Origin of the sequence: Streptomyces mashuensis (assembly GCF_014654785.1) — a bacterium.
In the GTDB taxonomy this organism is placed as follows: Bacteria; Actinomycetota; Actinomycetes; order Streptomycetales; family Streptomycetaceae; genus Streptomyces; species Streptomyces mashuensis.
In genome coordinates this window covers 808606-823785 of the sequence record NZ_BNBD01000002.1, presented here as the reverse complement: position 1 = coordinate 823785, position 15180 = coordinate 808606, and the positions used below count along the sequence as shown (strand labels likewise).

17 protein-coding genes, 1 tRNA gene and 1 riboswitch are annotated in these 15180 nt (G+C 72.3%); of the genes, 13 read left to right on the top strand and 5 right to left on the bottom strand.

Translation table 11 applies throughout. The features are described 5' to 3' along the window. Nucleotides 1-4: 4 nt before the first annotated feature. The 3 genes from IE305_RS09030 (at nucleotide 5) to IE305_RS09020 (ending at nucleotide 2253) form a co-directional block, all read left to right on the top strand. Nucleotides 5-955: a PLP-dependent cysteine synthase family protein gene (locus IE305_RS09030; protein ID WP_190128898.1), complete on the top strand. Its 951-nt coding sequence runs from the start codon at nucleotides 5-7 to the stop codon at nucleotides 953-955. Nucleotides 956-1043: 88 nt separating this feature from the next. Continuing rightward, entirely contained in the window at nucleotides 1044-1139 is a 96-nt protein-coding gene (locus IE305_RS33740) for a transposase (RefSeq protein WP_190128897.1), read from the top strand. A 361-nt stretch (nucleotides 1140-1500) separates the two neighbouring features. Further along, entirely contained in the window at nucleotides 1501-2253 is a 753-nt protein-coding gene (locus IE305_RS09020; protein ID WP_190128896.1) for an MBL fold metallo-hydrolase, read from the top strand. Nucleotides 2254-2338: 85 nt separating this feature from the next. Here IE305_RS09020 and IE305_RS09015 read toward each other — a convergent pair whose 3' ends face one another. Together IE305_RS09015 and IE305_RS09010 are read right to left on the bottom strand one after the other, a co-directional pair. Beyond that, nucleotides 2339-3622: a PTS transporter subunit EIIC gene (locus IE305_RS09015; RefSeq protein ID WP_190128895.1), complete on the bottom strand. Its 1284-nt coding sequence runs from the start codon at nucleotides 3620-3622 to the stop codon at nucleotides 2339-2341. A gap of 194 nt (nucleotides 3623-3816) precedes the next feature. Then, entirely contained in the window at nucleotides 3817-5127 is a 1311-nt protein-coding gene (locus IE305_RS09010; protein ID WP_190128894.1) for a PTS transporter subunit EIIC, read from the bottom strand. Nucleotides 5128-5322: 195 nt separating this feature from the next. On the opposite strand from IE305_RS09010, the gene IE305_RS09005 reads away from it, so the two are divergent. The 3 genes from IE305_RS09005 (at nucleotide 5323) to rdgB (ending at nucleotide 7008) form a co-directional block, all read left to right on the top strand. Next, a complete protein-coding gene (locus tag IE305_RS09005; protein ID WP_190128893.1) occupies nucleotides 5323-5556 on the top strand; it encodes a PTS sugar transporter subunit IIB in 234 nt (77 codons plus the stop codon). Between the two features lie 96 nt (nucleotides 5557-5652). Beyond that, a complete protein-coding gene (gene rph, locus IE305_RS09000) occupies nucleotides 5653-6387 on the top strand; it encodes a ribonuclease PH (RefSeq protein WP_190128892.1) in 735 nt (244 codons plus the stop codon). Nucleotides 6388-6402: 15 nt separating this feature from the next. Beyond that, entirely contained in the window at nucleotides 6403-7008 is a 606-nt protein-coding gene (rdgB, locus tag IE305_RS08995) for an RdgB/HAM1 family non-canonical purine NTP pyrophosphatase (protein ID WP_190128891.1), read from the top strand. Between the two features lie 54 nt (nucleotides 7009-7062). Here rdgB and IE305_RS08990 read toward each other — a convergent pair. Beyond that, nucleotides 7063-7146: transfer RNA gene (locus tag IE305_RS08990), tRNA-Leu, on the bottom strand. 237 nt (nucleotides 7147-7383) lie between these two features. On the opposite strand from IE305_RS08990, the gene IE305_RS08985 reads away from it, so the two are divergent. Next, the gene (locus IE305_RS08985; protein WP_190128890.1) at nucleotides 7384-7917 is read left to right on the top strand and encodes a hypothetical protein; all 534 of its coding nucleotides are present in this window, start codon (nucleotides 7384-7386) and stop codon (nucleotides 7915-7917) included. Continuing rightward, the gene (locus IE305_RS08980; RefSeq protein WP_190128889.1) at nucleotides 7917-9185 is read left to right on the top strand and encodes a sensor histidine kinase; all 1269 of its coding nucleotides are present in this window, start codon (nucleotides 7917-7919) and stop codon (nucleotides 9183-9185) included. The genes IE305_RS08985 and IE305_RS08980 overlap by 1 nt, the downstream gene beginning before the upstream one ends. An 18-nt stretch (nucleotides 9186-9203) precedes the next feature. On the opposite strand, the gene bcp is transcribed toward IE305_RS08980, so the two are convergent. Further along, complete coding sequence (gene bcp / locus IE305_RS08975) at nucleotides 9204-9671, bottom strand: thioredoxin-dependent thiol peroxidase (RefSeq protein ID WP_190128888.1); 468 nt, start codon at nucleotides 9669-9671, stop codon at nucleotides 9204-9206. 152 nt (nucleotides 9672-9823) lie between these two features. Between bcp and IE305_RS08970 the strand changes: the two genes are divergently transcribed. The 3 genes from IE305_RS08970 (at nucleotide 9824) to IE305_RS08960 (ending at nucleotide 10953) form a co-directional block, all read left to right on the top strand. Then, a complete protein-coding gene (locus IE305_RS08970) occupies nucleotides 9824-10141 on the top strand; it encodes a DUF3618 domain-containing protein (RefSeq protein ID WP_190128887.1) in 318 nt (105 codons plus the stop codon). Between the two features lie 88 nt (nucleotides 10142-10229). Further along, nucleotides 10230-10532, top strand: a complete 303-nt coding sequence (locus IE305_RS08965) for a GroES family chaperonin (protein WP_048831771.1) — start codon at nucleotides 10230-10232, stop codon at nucleotides 10530-10532. A 1-nt stretch (nucleotide 10533) separates the two neighbouring features. After that, nucleotides 10534-10599: riboswitch (guanidine-III (ykkC-III) riboswitch) on the top strand. A gap of 33 nt (nucleotides 10600-10632) precedes the next feature. Then, nucleotides 10633-10953, top strand: a complete 321-nt coding sequence (locus tag IE305_RS08960; protein ID WP_190128886.1) for a DMT family transporter — start codon at nucleotides 10633-10635, stop codon at nucleotides 10951-10953. A gap of 16 nt (nucleotides 10954-10969) precedes the next feature. On the opposite strand, the gene IE305_RS08955 is transcribed toward IE305_RS08960, so the two are convergent. After that, nucleotides 10970-13258, bottom strand: coding sequence for a transglycosylase domain-containing protein (locus tag IE305_RS08955; protein WP_190128885.1), 2289 nt, complete (start codon nucleotides 13256-13258; stop codon nucleotides 10970-10972). 286 nt (nucleotides 13259-13544) lie between these two features. On the opposite strand from IE305_RS08955, the gene IE305_RS08950 reads away from it, so the two are divergent. Together IE305_RS08950 and IE305_RS08945 are read left to right on the top strand one after the other, a co-directional pair. Beyond that, a complete protein-coding gene (locus IE305_RS08950) occupies nucleotides 13545-14348 on the top strand; it encodes an ABC transporter permease (protein WP_190128884.1) in 804 nt (267 codons plus the stop codon). Nucleotides 14349-14415: 67 nt separating this feature from the next. Further along, nucleotides 14416-15180, top strand: a complete 765-nt coding sequence (locus IE305_RS08945; RefSeq protein ID WP_190129011.1) for an ABC transporter permease — start codon at nucleotides 14416-14418, stop codon at nucleotides 15178-15180.

Below are 15180 nucleotides of genomic sequence, written 5' to 3'. Positions count from 1 at the left end.
GGCCGTGCGCTACGACAGCCCCCTGGCCGCGGTGGGCAACACCCCGCTGGTGCGCCTGCCGCGCCTGTCGCCGTCCGCCGCGGTCCGCGTCTGGGCGAAGCTGGAGGACCGCAACCCGACCGGCTCCGTCAAGGACCGCCCGGCGCTGCACATGATCGAGCAGGCCGAGAAGGCCGGCCGGCTCACCCCGGGCTGTACGATCCTGGAGCCCACCTCCGGCAACACCGGCATCTCCCTGGCCATGGCGGCCCGGCTCAAGGGCTACCGCATGGTGTGCGTGATGCCGGAGAACACCAGCGAGGAGCGGAAGCAGCTGCTCGCCATGTGGGGCGCCGAGATCGTGCCCTCCCCGGCGGCCGGCGGCTCCAACACGGCCGTACGGGTCGCCAAGGAGCTGGCGGAGCGCCACCCGGACTGGGTGATGCTCTACCAGTACGGGAACCCCGACAACGCCGGTGCGCACTACGCCGGCACCGGCCCGGAGATCCTGGCCGATCTCCCGGAGATCACCCATTTCGTCGCGGGCCTCGGCACCACGGGCACCCTCATGGGCGTCGGCCGTTACCTTCGCGAACACAAGCCGGACGTGACGATCGTGGCCGCCGAGCCGCGGTACGACGACCTGGTCTACGGCCTGCGCAACCTCGACGAGGGGTTCGTGCCCGAGCTCTACGACGCGTCCGTGCTCTCCACCCGCTATTCGGTGGGGTCCGAGGACGCGGTCCGTCGCACCCGCGAACTGCTGTCCGAGGAGGGCATCTTCGCCGGGGTGTCGACCGGTGCCGTGCTGCACGCCGCGCTCGGCGTCGCCCGGAAGGCCGAACGCGCCGGGGAGAGCGCCGACATCGTCTTCATCGTCGCCGACGGCGGCTGGAAGTACCTGTCCACCGGGGTGTACACGGCCCCCACCACGGAGGAAGCGGTGGCCGCGCTGCACGGGCAGCTCTGGGCCTAGGGGTCCTGGCGGCCCCGGCCCCGGCGCACGGGTGAACTTCCCCTACCGATGTTGGGGAGCGGCTGACATCATCCCGTAGGAGACGCACATGAACTGTCCCGCATGTGGATCTTCGGACATGAGGCAACTCAACAATGGAAACTGGCAGTGCGGAAGCTGCGGCGCAGTCACGGCTGGATCGTGAGGCCTGGGAGGCGCTCGCTCCCGAGACGCGTGAGCGGCTGGCGGCGTTCATGTCGCCGGAGGTGTTCACGGTGACCGCCGGCAGCAAGGAGTCGGCCGAGCGCTTCCAGCGCTTCATGGACACGCTGGACCGCGCGGAGAAGCACCGGCCGGTGTAGCCGCGTTCCGCCGCAGGCCGACGGGCCCCGACGTGCACCACCGGTGTGCGGCGGGGCCCGCGCACGTCCGTGCCGGGGCTCAGGTCCGTCCTGGTGATTCCGCCCACACGCCACCCTCTCGGAGGAGTCCTCGCGCCCATCTCGCCTTACCCTCGACTCCACCGCACGGCGCCCCGTACCCGGCCCACGGAGGTTCAGGCCCGCATGAAGCTCACCGTCATCGGATGCTCGGGCTCCTTCCCGTCCGCGGAATCGGCCTGCTCGAGCTATCTGGTGGAGGCCGACGGCTTCCGGATCCTCCTGGACATGGGCAACGGCGCCCTGGGCGCGCTCCAGCGCCACACGGGCCTCTACGACCTCGACGCCGTGTTCCTCACGCATCTGCACCCGGACCACTGCATCGACATGTGCGGCTACTTCGTCGCCCGTTACTACCGGCACGACGGCGGGCGGGCCGGCGCGGTGCCCGTGTACGGGCCGGAGGGCACGGAGGAGCGGCTGCTGACGGCGTACGGCGACGTGCCGGACGACGCGTGCATGGGTGAGGTGTTCGACTTCCGCACGCTCGTGCCGGGGCCGGTGGAGGTGGGCCCGTTCACGGTGCGTGCGGCCCGCGTCGACCACCCGGTGGAGTCGTTCGCGTTCCGGGTGGAGCACGGTGGTGCGTCGCTGGTCTACTCGGGCGACACGGGTCCGTGCGCGGCGCTGGAGGAGCTGGCCGCGGGCACGGACCTGCTGCTGTGCGAGGCGTCGTTCACGCACGGCAAGGAGGACATCCCGGGGCTGCACCTCAATGGGGTGCAGGCCGGCGAGTGCGCGGCGCGCGCGGGGGCGGGGCGGCTGGTGCTCACGCACATCCCGCCGTGGACCGACCCGCTGACGAACCTGCGCGACGCGCGCTCGGTGTACGACGGCCCGGCGGAACTGGCCCGCGCGGGCGCGGTGTACGAGCTCTGACGCCCCTTACGGGACCCGTAGGGCCCGTACGGGAACGGCGAGGGCCCCGGAACCATTGCGGTTCCGGGGCCCTCGCCGTGCGGGGTCACGCCTTGGTGGCGGCCTCGGTCTCCTCCTCGGGCTCGCGGCCCGGGGTGGGGATGTTGAACTTCAGGATGGCGAACCGGAAGACCGCGTAGTACACGGCGGCGAAGCACAGGCCCACCAGGACGAGCAGCCACGGCTTGGTGGCGATGCCGAGGTTCAGCAGGAAGTCGATGACGCCGGCGGAGAAGCCGAAGCCGTCCTTCATGCCGAGCGCCCAGGTCAGGGCGAGCGAGACACCGGTGAGCACCGCGTGGATCGCGTACAGGACCGGCGCGATGAACATGAACGTGAACTCGATCGGCTCGGTGACGCCGGTGACGAACGCGGTCAGGGCGAGGGAGCCCATCATGCCGGCGACGAGCTTGCGGTTCTCGGGCCGGGCGCAGTGCACGATCGCGAGGCAGGCGGCGGGCAGCGCGAACATCATGATCGGGAAGAAGCCGGTCATGAACTGGCCCGCCGACGGGTCGCCGGCCAGGAAGCGGGCGATGTCGCCGTGCTTGTCCTTGTACTCGCCGGCCTGGAGCCACGGGAACGAGTTGAGCAGGTGGTGCATGCCGACGGGGATCAGCGCGCGGTTGAAGAGGCCGAAGATGCCGGCGCCGACGGCGCCGGAGCCGACCAGCCACTCGCCGAAGTTGTGCAGGCCGGTGCCGAGGACGGGCCAGATCAGGCCGAAGACGATGCCGATGACGAGGCCGGCGAACGCGGCGAGGATCGGCACCAGGCGGCGGCCGCCGAAGAAGCCGAGCCACTCGGGCAGCTTCTTGCGGTGGTAGCGCTGGTAGAGGAGGGCGACCACGATGCCCATGACGACGCCGCCGAGCACGCCCGCGTCGACGGCGGCGTCGGTCATGACGATCTTTCCGTCGACGACCTTGGCGACCTTCGGCAGGTTGCTGTCGGTGAACGTGGCGAGGACGTTCTTGAAGACCAGGTAGCCGGTGACGGCGGCCAGGGCCGTGGAGCCGTCGGACTTCTTGGCGAAGCCGATGGCGACGCCCACGGCGAACAGCAGGGCCATGTTGCCCAGGAGGGCGTTGCCGCCGGCCGCCATGTAGCCGGCGATCTTCGTGATCACCTCGGGGAAGTTCTTCCGGCCCAGCATGTCGTCGTTGCCGAGGCGGACGAGCAGGGCGGCGGCGGGCAGCACGGCGACGGGCAGCATGAGGCTGCGGCCGATACGCTGGGCCACGGCCATCGCTCCGGCGCCGGGCTTCTTCTTTTCCTTCGCCGGTGCCTCTTCAGGCGCCGCCTTCGCCGCCTTGGCTGCCGTACTCATCGGATTCCTCCAGGTGAGGCGGGCGCTCGGGGGAAGCTGGACGGCCCGCATTTGGTCTACACCACAAGTGGTTTAGACCTGTTGTAGCACGTAAGCCCGGTATCAAGGAATCCATCGTTCCGAGTGGTCCGGCTCACAGGCGTAAGAGCGTCGTGAAGCCGCCCCGGGCCCCGTCCCGCGCCGTCACCGGCCGTTCACTGCACGTTCTGCTTCTCGCTCTCCGCGGCCTCCTCCTCCGGCTCCCGGCCGGGTGTGGCGAGGTCGAAGAAGGTGATGGCGAAGCGGAAGACCGCGTAGTAGACGAGGGCGAAGGCCGCCCCGACCGGAATGATCAGCCACGGTCGCGTGGCCAGCCCCCAGTTGATGACGTAGTCGATCAGCCCGGCCGAGAAGCTGAAGCCGTCGTGCACGCCCAGCCCCCATGTGACCGCCATCGACACGCCCGTCAGCAGCGCGTGCACCGCGTACAGCGCCGGGGCGATGAAGAGGAACGAGTACTCGACGGGCTCGGTGATGCCCGTGACCAGCGAGGTCAGCCCCACCGAGAGCATCAGCCCGCCCACCACCTTGCGCCGCTCCGGCCGGGCGCAGTGCGTGATCGCCAGCGCCGCGGCGGGCAGCGCGAACATCATGATCGGGAAGAAGCCGCTGGTGAACTGGCCCGCCGTCGGGTCGCCGGCCAGGAAGCGGTTGATGTCGCCGTGCACCACCGTCCCGTCCGGCTTGGTGTAGTCGCCGAACTGGAACCACACGAAGACGTTGAGGAACTGGTGCAGCCCCACCACCAGCAGCGCCCGGTTGGCCACGCCGAAGATGCCGGAGCCGGTGGAGCCGATGTCCACGAGCCACCTGCTGAAGCTCGTCAGCCCGCGGCCCACCGGCGGCCACACCCACAGGCACAGCGCGGCGAAGGCGATGGCGACGAACGCCATGATGATGGGCACCAGCCGGCGGCCGTTGAAGAAGCCCAGCCAGTCCACCAGCCGCACCCGGTGGAAGCGCTGCCAGAACCAGGCGGCCAGCAGGCCCATCACGATGCCGCCGAAGACGCCCGGGTTCTGGTACGAGGCCGCCGCCGGCTGCCCGGCGGCGGTGACGCAGACCCCGTTGAGCAGCCCCAGCGCGGTGTGCCGGGCGCCGGCCGGGCACGGCTCGGGGAACTGGTGCAGCACCGCGTAGTAGACGAGGAAGCCCGTCACGGCCGCGAGCGCCGTGGAGCCGTCGGACTTCTTGGCCATGCCGATGGCCACCCCGACGGCGAACAGCAGCGGCAGGCCCAGCGAGGAGTCCAGCAGCGCCCCGCCCGCGCCGGCCATCACCTTCGCGACGTCCGTCCAGCCCAGCCCGTCCTTGCCGAAGACGTCGGGCTGCCCGAGCCGGTTGAGGATGCCCGCCGCGGGCAGCACCGCGATGGGCAGCTGGAGGCTGCGGCCCATCTTCTGCAGCCCCTGGAACAGCCCGTGCAGCCTCCGGCGGCGCGGTGCCGCGGCGGCGGTGGAGCTCATCGGCGTCCTCCCGGCGACTGGCATACTGGTGTAGACCACTTGTGGTGCGTCGTGGGCCGCCCGGAACGCGGTTGCCGGGTGGTCGCCATCCTGCGTGAGATGGCGGACGAACGCCCACATAGTTGGGCTGAACGTGGAATACCGTGTGAAGCCGGTCGGCGGAACGCCGGAAGGCCGAGACAACCAGGAGTGCACATGGCCAGCAAGGCTGAGAAGATCGTCGCCGGCCTCGGCGGCATCGACAACATTGAGGAGGTCGAGGGCTGCATCACCCGCCTCCGCACCGAGGTCAAGGACGCCTCCCTGGTCGACGAGGCCGCCCTCAAGGCCGCCGGCGCCCACGGCGTCGTGAAGATGGGCACCGCCATCCAGGTCGTCATCGGCACCGACGCCGACCCGGTCGCCGCCGACATCGAGGACATGATGTGAGCCGGAGCCCCCGGCTCACAGGCACGGCCTAGCGCGAAGGGCCCCTTCCGGGCAACCGGAACGGGGCCCTTCGCCATGGGCGATAGGCTCGGGGCCATGTCTCGCATCGACGGCCGTACCCCCGACCAGCTCCGCCCCGTGACCATCCAGCGCGGCTGGAGCAAGCACGCCGAAGGCTCCGTCCTCGTCTCCTTCGGCGACACCAAGGTCTTCTGCACGGCCAGCTTCACCGAGGGCGTCCCGCGCTGGCGCAAGGGCACCGGCGAGGGCTGGGTCACCGCCGAGTACGCCATGCTGCCGCGCTCCACCAACACCCGCGGCGACCGCGAGTCCGTCCGCGGCAAGATCGGCGGCCGCACCCACGAGATCTCCCGCCTCGTCGGCCGCTCGCTGCGCGCCGTCGTCGACTTCAAGGCCCTCGGCGAGAACACCGTCGTCCTGGACTGCGACGTCCTCCAGGCCGACGGCGGCACCCGCACCGCCGCCATCACCGGCGCCTACGTCGCCCTCGCCGACGCCATCGCCTGGGCCCAGGGCAAGAAGCTCATCAAGCACGGCCGCAAGCCGCTCACCGGCAGCGTCGCCGCCGTCAGCGTCGGCATCGTCGACGGCGTGCCGCTGCTCGACCTCTGCTACGAGGAGGACGTGCGCGCCGAGACCGACATGAACGTCGTCTGCACCGGCGACGGCCGCTTCGTCGAGGTCCAGGGCACCGCCGAGGCTCAGCCCTTCGCCCGCGACGAGCTCTCCGCCATGCTCGACCTCGCCGTCGCCGGCTGCTCCTCCCTGGACGCCGCCCAGCGCGAGGCCCTCGCCCGCACCCTCGGCTGACCCACGGACATCACCATGACGAAGCGACTGATCCTCGCCACCCGCAACGCCAACAAGGTCACCGAGCTGCGCGCGATCCTGGCCGGTGCCGGACTCGACGTCGAGCTCGTGGGCGCCGACGCGTACCCCGAGATCCCCGACGTCAAGGAGACCGGCGTCACCTTCGCCGAGAACGCCCTCCTCAAGGCCCACGCCCTGGCCCGCGCCACCGGCCACCCGGCCGTCGCCGACGACTCCGGCCTGTGCGTGGACGTCCTCGGCGGCGCCCCCGGCATCTTCTCGGCCCGCTGGGCCGGCCGCCACGGCGACGACAAGGCCAACCTGGACCTGCTGCTCGCCCAGCTCTCCGACATCGCCGACGAGCACCGCGCCGCCCACTTCGCCTGCGCCGCCGCCCTCGCCCTGCCCGACGGCACCGAGCGCGTCGTCGAGGGCCGCCTGGAGGGCACGCTGCGCCGGGAGCCCGCCGGCAGCGGCGGCTTCGGCTACGACCCGGTCCTCCAGCCCCTGGGCGAGAGCCGCACCTGCGCGGAGCTGACCCCGGACGAGAAGAACGCCATCAGCCACCGCGGCAAGGCGTTCCGCGCGCTGGTGCCCGTGGTGCGCGAGCTGCTGGGCTGACGCACACGAAAAGAAGGGGCCTCCCGCCCGGCGGGAGGCCCCTTCTGCACGCTGTGCGGCCGGAGGGACTCGAACCCTCACGGGTGTTACCCCACTGGGACCTAAACCCAGCATGACTGCCAATTCCATCACGGCCGCGCGACACCGCCATCGTACTGGCCCCGCCGCGGCAGTTGGGCCCCACCGTCCCGTACGACGGGCCCCGCGACGGCCACTTGGCCGCCACGTAGGGGAGATCACGGGAGGAACGGGAACGCGGAGCGCCGATTAACCGTCACTCAGGGCGGGACAGCACGGGTGTGCCGCCCGGACGCGCGGCCTCCTCCCCTTTTCCGTCCCTACCGACCCACCCGGCCGTGAGCGAGGAAGAAGCCGATGACCGACCGAGCCGGCGCCCTGCGGGGCGGCCTGCGCACCGCTGGGGCGATTGTGGCGGGGGCGGCCGTGCTCGTGTTCGGCGGGTACTGGCTGGGCGACGCCACCGACCGGGCGAGCGTCGTCGACAAGGCGCCGAAGACCGCCGCCGCGCAGAAGTCGAAGGCGGCCGGGCAGGAGGCGCAGGCCGAGATCGAGGACGCCTCGGCGCGCGAGCTGCCCGGCGTGCGGGACTGCGGCGTGGGCGAGCCGGTGCTGGAGCCCACCATCATCACCCTCGACTGCTCCACGGCCGGCCGGGTGGCCAGCGGCATCCAGTGGGACGACTACGCGGCCGACGGCGCCGCCGGCAGCGGCGTGGTGCAGGTCTCCAGCCGGGCGGCGGGCGCCGCCGCCGGCAAGGCGTTCCCGGCGCGGCTGCGGCTGTTCGGGCCCAAGCGCGTCGACGGCCTGGTGGCGTTCACCGCCCTGGAGGTCGTCTACACGGGTGCCACTCCCACCGGGGAGCACCGTGAGGTGCTGACGATCGCGTGATGGGCATCCGCGGCCGCATCGCGCTGGCCATCTCGTTCGTCACCGCCCTGGCCGTCGTGGTGCTCGGGGTGGCGGTGCACCACATCTCCGGGATGGAACGCGACCGGCAGGCGCTCGCCTACCAGGACGGGCTGCTGAGCTCCGCGCTCCAGATCTACCAGCGCGACGGGACGCTGGCGCTGGGCGCCGAGCTCGACGACTCCACGCTGCCGTTCCCCCTCGCCCAGGCCGTGGCCAGGGGCCAGTCGGGCACGTACATCAGCGGGGGCGAGGACCCGCGCGTGTGGGCGGCCACCGGCGTCGGCGACGGCAGGGTGCTGTCCATCTCGGCCTCCTACCCCGACCGCGACCCGCTGCAGACGGCGCTGGACAAGGCCCTGGTGGTGGCCGGCGCGGCGACGGTGGCGCTGATGGCGGTGGTGGCGTGGTTCGTGGCGCAGAGCCTGTCGCGGCGGCTGCGGCTGAGCGCCGCGGCGGCCCGGCGGATCGCCGCCGGCGAGGCCCCGGACGCCGGGGCGCTGGACAGCGGCGGCCGGGACGAGGTGGCCGAGCTGGGCCGCTCGGTGCACCACATGGCCACCTCGCTGGCCGCCCGGGTGTCGGCCGAGCGCCAGTTCACCGCCGACGTCGCCCACGAGCTGCGCACCCCCGTGGCGGGCCTGGTGGCCTCCGCGGAGCTGCTGCCGCACCCGCGCGCCGTGGAGATGGTCCAGGAGCGCGCCCAGACGCTGCGCGCGCTGGTGGAGGACCTCCTGGAGGTCTCCCGGCTCGACGCGGGCGTGGAGAGCGCCCAGCTGGACGCCGTGGAGCTGCCGGCGCTGGTGCGCGGCATCGTGGGGCGGGCGCGGGGCCAGCGGGGCGTGGCCGACGTGGCGGTCGAGGTCGTCGGCGACGGCCGGATCGTGGCGACCGACGCGCGCCGCGTGGAGCGCATTCTGGTCAACCTGCTGGCCAACGCCGCCAAGCACGGCCGGCCGCCGATCGAGATCACCGTGGACGGCACCCGCATCGTGGTGCGCGACCACGGCGACGGCTTCCCGCCCGGCCTCGTCGACCAGGGGCCGCGCCGCTTCCGTACAGCCGCGCCCGAGCGCGGCACGGGCCACGGCCTGGGCCTGACGATCGCCGTGGGCCAGGCGGCGGTGCTGGGCGCGACGCTGCGGTTCGGCAACGCGGAGGGCGGCGGCGCCCAGGCCGTCCTCGACCTGCCGGAGGCCGAGGACGTGCCCGAGGACGAGCGGCCGGTGTGCCGGGGCGCGGCCGTCTAGCCCGCGCCGGTCAGCGGCTCAGAGCCCCAGATCCTTGATGATCCTGGCGACGTGGCCGGTGGCCTTGACGTTGTACAGGGCGCGCTCGACCTTGCCCTCCTCGTCCACGATCACGGTGGAGCGGATCACGCCCTGCACCACCTTGCCGTAGAGCTTCTTCTCGCCGAAGGCGCCGTACGCCTCCAGCACCTTCTTCTCGGGGTCGCCGACGAGGGTGACCTTCAGCGCCTCCTTGTCGCGGAACTTCGCCAGCTTCTCCGGCTTGTCCGGGGAGACGCCGATGACGTCGTAGCCGTGCCCGGCGAGGAAGTCGAGGTTGTCGGTGAAGTCGCACGCCTGCTTGGTGCAGCCGGGCGTCAGCGCGGCGGGGTAGAAGTAGACGATGACCTTGCGGCCCCGGCGGTCCGCGAGCGAGACCGGGTTGCCGTCCGCGTCGGGCAGGGTGAAGGCGGGGGCGGTGTCGCCCGGCTGCAGTCGCTCGCTCATGGGCTCTGCTCTCCTTACGGGGGTCTGGGATGACGGTCCCGAGGGTAGCCAGAGCGTGGAACGGGGGTGCCGCGGGGCGTGAGCCCCGGGCGGCTGACAGACTGGGGTCATCACCCTTCAGCATGATTGACCGACGAGACGGAGGCAGCGCGGTGGCGGAAGCCAGGACCCCTGCGCAGATCGAGGCGGACATCGCCCGCCGGCGGCAGGAGCTCGCCGTGGTGCTCGACGAGATCGGCGTGCGGATGCACCCGCAGACGATCATCGGCGACGCGAAGGCGAAGGTCGCCTCCAAGGTCGACCAGACGGCCGGGCGCGCCTACGTGGCGGCGAACCGCGTCGTCACCGAGGTGCGCTCCCGCTTCGTGGACGAGCACGGGGCGCCCCGCCTCGACCGCATCGTGCCGGTGGCGATGGTCGCCGTCGGCGTGGTCGGCCTGCTGACGGTGGCCCGCCGCCGCAAGTCCTGAGCGGGGCCCGGTGGCCTCGGCGTCCCGCCGGGGCGGGTACCGTCGTGGCGTGACGACGAACACCAGCCACGACAAGCTGCCCATCCGGATGCTCCACGACCGCGTACTGGTCCGGACCGACATCCCCGAAGGCGAGCGCAGGTCCACCGGCGGCATCGTCATCCCGGCGACCGCCGCGGTCGGGCGCCGGCTGGCCTGGGCCGAGGTCGTGGCGGTCGGGCAGAGCGTGCGCACGGTGGAGCCGGGCGACCGGGTGCTCTACGACCCGGAGGACCGGGCCGAGGTCGAGGTCCGCGGCGTCGCCTACGTGCTGATGCGCGAGCGCGACCTGCACGCTGTGGCCGCCGAGCGCCTGGAGGGCTCGGAGGACTCCACCGGCCTGTACCTTTGATCCGACCCCCGCCCTTCCGGGCTCCCGACGAGACGCGCCGTACCGGGTCAGGACAAGACGACGCACCCCCACGAGAACCACTCTCACCGGAGGTGCCGTCATGGCATGGATCCTGCTCGCCCTCGCCGGCCTGCTCGAAGTCGGCTGGTCGGTCGGCATGAAGTACACCGAGGGCTTCACCCGCCTGTGGCCCAGCGTCTTCACCGTCGCGGGCATCGCCGCCAGCATGCTGCTGCTCTCGCGGGCCGCCCGCACCCTGCCGATCGGCACCGCCTACGGCGTCTGGGTCGGCATCGGCGCGGCGGGCGCGGCCGTGCTGGGCATCGTCCTGCTGGGCGAGCCCGCGACAGCCGCGCGCATCTTCTTCATCGTGCTGCTGCTCGTCGCCGTGACCGGCCTGAAGGCCACCTCCGGCCACTGAGGGCCGGGGCGCCCGCTCAGTAGTCGTACCCCAGCAGGTCGCCGCCGCCGTGCCGGTCCCGCGGCTCCTTGGCCTCCGGCGGGCCGAAGGTCGGCGGGCCGGGCGGCGTCGGGAACCCCGGCGGCGTCACCGGCGGCGGCGTGAACGTCGGCAGCGGCGGCAGCGAGAACGGCGGCGGGGTGCGCGGCGGCAGCGAGGAGGCCGGCGGCGACGTGCTGGGCGACGGCGGGGCCGTGGGCGCCGACGGCTCCAGCGTGGGCGGCGCCGCGCCGCTCTGCAGCTCCAGGTCGAAGTCGGCCGCCTCGGTGCCCTCCAGCGCCTCCGCCGTGTACGCCGCCCAGATCTGCGCCGGGTAGCCGCCGCCGTTGATCCGGGCCAGGCCCGTGGCGCCGTACAGCGGCTTCTGCTCGGCGGAGTCCGGGTCCTGGCCCATGACGGCCACCACGGTGGCCAGGTCGGGCGTGTAGCCCGCGAACCAGGCCGCCTTGTCCTCCTCCGCCGTGCCGGTCTTGCCCGCCGCCGGGCGCCCCGCGGCCTGCGCGGCCCGGCCCGTGCCGCTCTCCACCACGCTCTGCAGGATCGACGTCGTGGTGTCGGCGGCCTCCCGCGACACCGCCTGCCGCGTCTCGTGGCCGTCGGGCAGCTGCACGTCCTCGGAGCCCTTGGTGACCTTCTCCACCAGCGTGTACGGGCCGTGCTTGCCGTGGTTGGCGAGCGTCGCGTACGCCTGCGTCATGTCCAGCACGCTCGCCGTGGCCACGCCCAGCGCGATCGACGGCGTGGCCGTCAGGTCCGGCGTCTTCTCCGGGATGCCCAGCGCCACCGCGGTGTCCTTGACCTTGCCCGGCCCCACGTCCTGCGCCATCTGCGCGTACACGGCGTTCACCGACCAGTCGGTGGCCTGGGTGACGGTGATCTGCCCGTACGACTTGCCGTCCTCGTTCTCCGGGCTGTAGCCCACCGGCCCGTTGGGCCCCTGCACCGGACGCTTGTTGGTGCCGTCGTAGCGGGTGCCCGGCGTGATGAGGCGGCCCTCCTGCGTGCTCGCCCCGTTGTCCACCGCGGAGGTGAACACGAACGGCTTGAACGTCGACCCGACCTGGTAGTCGCGCCGGGTCGCGTTGTTGACGTACTGGCGCGTGTAGTCCACGCCCCCGTACAGCGCCACCACCTTGCCGTTGCGCGGGTCGATGGAGGCGCCGCCCGCGCGCACGTACCGGTCCACGGCGCGGCTGTCGCTCAGCTCGGTCGTCAGCTGGTCGTGCACGGCGGTGGCGAACGCGCTCTGCTTCTTCCGGTCGATGGTGGTGGTGATGCGGTAGCCGCCGGTGGCCAGCGTCGTCTCGTCCACGAGCTTGTTGGCCGTCAGGTAGTCCTTGACGGCCTCCACCAGGTAGCCGCGCTGCCCGGCCATGCTCAGCCGCGGCTTGGTCTTCCCCGGCGCCGGGAACTGCATGGCCGCGCGGTCCTGCTTGCTCAGCCACTTCTTCTTCACCATGCCGTCGAGCACGTAGTTCCAGCGGGCCAGCGCGCGCGGCTTGTTCTCCGGGTGCGCCCCCACGTCGTAGAGGCTGGGCGCGTTGAGCAGCGTGGCCAGGTACGCGCCCTCGCCCAGCGTCAGCCGGTCCGAGTCCTTGCCGTAGTACGCCTGCGCGGCCGCCTGCACCCCGTAGGCGTTGCGGCCGAAGTAGCTGGTGTTGAGGTAGCCCTCGAGGATGTCGTCCTTGCTCTCCTCGCGGTCCAGCTTGATGGCGATGAAGAACTCCTTCACCTTGCGGCTGATGGTCTGTTCCTGGCCGAGGTAGTAGTTCTTCACGTACTGCTGGGTGATGGTCGAGCCGGACTGCTTGCCCTTGCCCGTGACCGTGTTCCACGCGGCGCGCAGCATCGCCTCGGGGTTGACCGCCGACTCGGAGTAGAAGTCGCGGTCCTCGGCCGCCAGGACGGCGTGCTGCACGTCCTTGGGGACCTTGCTCAGCGGTACGCTCTCGCGGTTGATCTCCCCGTCGCGGGCCAGCAGGCTGCCGTCGGAGTACAGGTAGACGTTGCTCTCGGCGATGGCCACCTTGTTGGCCGGGGGGATGTCGACCAGCAGGTAGCCCGCGACGAGCCCGCCCGCCAGCAACAGGACGACCAGCAGGAACCCGCCCAGGACCATCCGCCAGGTGGGGACGAGCCGCCGCCAGCCGCGGCGCCGCGCCGGCTGCCCGGCCGCCCCCGGGGCGGCGCCGGGGTCCCGGGGTGCCCAGCGCGGTGGCGCCTGGCCGCCACCAGCCCGACGCTGCTGTGACTGCTCGTCGCTCATGTCTCCTGGGACTCCTCGGCCGCCGCCGGGGTTGTGCGGCCCCGGCGAAAGACACTCTCGCATCATGGGTGCCGGCACGAGGGTGCAGCGCACCTTTGACAGCACCGTAAGGGCCGTTCGGGCCAGAGTGACCACCTGCTCGGGTGAAAAACCGTGGCCTCCGGCGGACGTCTGCGGCTAGGCTCCTGCGCTTCGGCGGGACGACGGCACCGCGGGCGCGCGGCCCCCGGTGTCGACAAGTCCCCGAAGTGCTTCAACGACGAGAACGACGAGGGGGCCCGGCAGGATGCGGCTGTACGCGACGGTCGCCGTCAGCAGCTTCCGGCGGTACGCCACCTACCGCCTCGCCACCGTCGCCGGCGTGTTCACCAACACCGTGTTCGGGTTCATCGTCGCCTACACGTTCATCGCCCTGTGGAGCGAACGGCCGCACCTGGGCGGCTACGACCGCGACCAGGCCCTGACGTTCGTGTGGACGAGCCAGGCACTGCTGGCCGCCGCCTGCCTCATCGGCGGCGGCTTCCAGGTGGAGCTCCAGGAGCGCATCCGCTCCGGCGACGTCGCCGTCGACCTGTACCGCCCCGCCGACCTCCAGCTGTGGTGGCTCGCCGGCGACCTGGGCCGGGCCGCCTTCGAGCTGCTCGGCCGCGGCGTCGCCCCCATGACCGTCGGCGTCCTCGCCTTCGGACTCGCGCTGCCCACCTCGCCGTTGACGTGGGCGGCCTTCCTCCTGTCGGTCCTCCTCGGCCTGCTCGTCGGCTTCGCCCTGCGCTACCTGGTCGCCCTGTGCGCCTTCTGGCTGCTCGACGGCTCCGGCGTCAACACGCTCCAGGGCCTGCTGTGCATGTTCTTCTCCGGCTCGCTGCTGCCCCTCAACGTCTTCCCCGGCGCCTTCGGCGACATCGCCCGGGCCCTGCCCTGGGCCGCCCTCCTGCAAGTCCCCGCCGACGTCCTCCTGGGCCGCCACCACGGCGCCACCGGCATCGGCGCCGCCCTCGCCTTCCAGGCCGTCTGGGCGGTGCTGCTGCTCGCCGCGGGCCGCGCCCTCCAGGCCGCCGCCACCCGGAAGGTGGTGGTCCAGGGTGGCTGACCACCCTCTCGTCCGCCCCTTACGGCGGCCGGCCGCAGGCACGCGCGCGTACGGCCTCGTCGCCGGCATGTGGATACGCTCCGCCCTCGCCTACCGGGCCTCGTTCCTCATGATGGCCGCCGGCAACTTCGCCGCCACCGCCCTCGACTTCGTCGCCATCTACCTCATGTTCCGCCACGTCGACGCGCTCGGCGGCTTCACCCTGCCCGAGGTCGCCCTCCTCTACGGCACCACCAGCACCTCCTTCGGGCTGACCGACCTCGTCCTCGGCAACATGGACCGCGTCGGACGGCGCGTGCGCGACGGCACCATGGACACCCTCCTCGTCCGGCCCGTCCCCGTCCTCGCCCACGTCGCCGCCGACCGCTTCGCCCTCCACCGGCTCGGCCGGCTCGGCCAGGGCCTGCTGCTGCTCGTCTGGTCCCTGAGCCGCGTCGACGTCCACTGGACGCCCGTCACCGTGCTCCTCGTCCCCCTGATGCTGCTCAGCGGCTCGCTCATCTTCGCGGCGGTGTTCGTGGCCGGCGGCGCCTTCCAGTTCCGCGCCGGCGACGCCTCCGAGGTGCAGAACGCCTTCACCTACGGCGGCACGACGCTGCTCCAGTACCCGCCCACCGTCTTCGCGCAGGACCTCGTGCGCGGCGTCACCTTCGTCGTCCCCCTCGCCTTCGTCAACTGGCTGCCCGCGCTGCGCCTCCTGGGCCGCGACGACCCCCTCGGCCTGCCCGGCTGGGCCGACTTCGCCTCCCCGGCGGTCGCCCTCGCCTGCTGCGCCCTGGCGGGCCTGGCCTGGCGGGCCGGACTGCGCGGCTACCGCAGCACAGGGAGCTGA